Consider the following 1,527-nt stretch of genomic DNA (forward strand, 5'->3'; position numbering starts at 1 on the left):
TCGGCCCCACCGGTCGCCGGGGCCCCGCCGGCGGTGCCGCCGGTCGCGTCACCGGACCGGGCGTCCGTGTACGCCCCGTCGGCACCGGCCACCGCGACCGCCGACGTGACCACCGCGGCTCCGTGCTCCCGCAGCGCCCGTACGGCGTCCCGTACCGTCCCGCTCTCCTCGTGTCCCTCGGGCGTCAGGACCAGCCACGTCCCGTCGAGCGCGGGGGCCGGCGGGTCGGGGACGGGATGCCAGACGACGCGGTACCGGCGGGCGCCGGACGGGTCCGCCGTGCCGTGGCGGTGGCGCCAGGCGCCCAGTGCGGGCAGTACGGCGCGCAGCGGTGCGGCGTCGACGGCGAGGGCGGTCGCCAGCTCCGTCGCGTCGCCGCGTTCCACCAGGTCCCAGAAGTCGGTGCCGCCGTCCGCCGACGGTGGCGGCGGCGGTGCGGCGGGCGTCAGCCAGTGGCGGCGCTGCTGGAACGGGTACGTGGGCAGGTCGACGCGTACCGCGTCCCAGTCCTCGTACACCTTCCGCCAGTCCACCGGTACGCCGCGCACCCAGAGTTCGGCCGCGGCGGTGAGGGCGCGGCGGATGCCGCCCTCGCCGCGGCGCAGGGTGCCGGTGACGACGGCGTCCGGGGCGCCCGCGGACTCGGCGGTGTCCTGGACCGGCGCGGTGAGGACCGGGTGGGGGGACACTTCGAGGAAGACGCCGTGGCCCTGCCCGGCGAGTGCGCGCACGGCGGTGTCGAAACGAACGGTGCGGCGCAGGTTGCGGTACCAGTACGCGGCGTCCATGGCCGTGGTGTCCAGCCACTCCCCCGTGACGGTGGAGAGGAGCGGGACACGGGAGGCGGCCGGGGTGATGCCGGAGAGGGCCGCCAGGACGTCCTCCTCGATGCCCTCGACGTGCGCGGAGTGCGAGGCGTAGTCGACGGGGACCGTACGGGCCCGCACGCCGCTCGCCGCGCACCGCGCGGTCAGTTCGGCGAGGGCCGCCGCGTCGCCGGAGACCACCACGGAGGCGGGGCCGTTGACGGCGGCGACCGACAGGCGCCCGGTCCAGGGGCCGATCGCCTCCTCGGCCCGTTCGCGGGAGAGGGCGAGCGAGACCATGCCGCCGCCGCCCGCGAGCGCCGCGAGGGCCCGGCTGCGCAGGGCGACGACCTTCGCCCCGTCCTCCAGGGACAGCGCCCCGGCGACCACCGCGGCGGCGATCTCCCCCTGGGAGTGCCCCACCACCGCGTCCGGCTCGACTCCCCAGGACCGCCACAGGGCGGCCAGCGACACCATCGTCGCGAACAGCGCGGGCTGCACCACGTCGACCCGGTCCGCCGCGGCCGCGCCGGGCCCGCCGCGTACGACGTCGTGCAGCGACCAGTCCACGTGGGCGGCCAGCGCCTCCTCGCAGGCGGCCATGGAGCGGGCGAACACAGGCGCGGTGTCGAGGAGTTCGCGGCCCATGCCGGGCCACTGCGCGCCCTGCCCGGGGAAGACCATGGCGAGCCGGCCGGGCCCGGGCTCCGCGACACCGCCG

Annotated in this window: 1 protein-coding gene; it reads right to left on the bottom strand. The window is 77.8% G+C overall.

Translation table 11 applies throughout. The annotated features are described in order from the left end of the window. Positions 1-1,527: acyltransferase domain-containing protein (locus KM933_RS38635; RefSeq protein ID WP_221362334.1), on the bottom strand; the 1,527-nt coding region annotated here is incomplete at both ends.

This window comes from Streptomyces beigongshangae (assembly GCF_019710745.1).
Classification (GTDB): Bacteria; Actinomycetota; Actinomycetes; order Streptomycetales; family Streptomycetaceae; genus Streptomyces; species Streptomyces beigongshangae.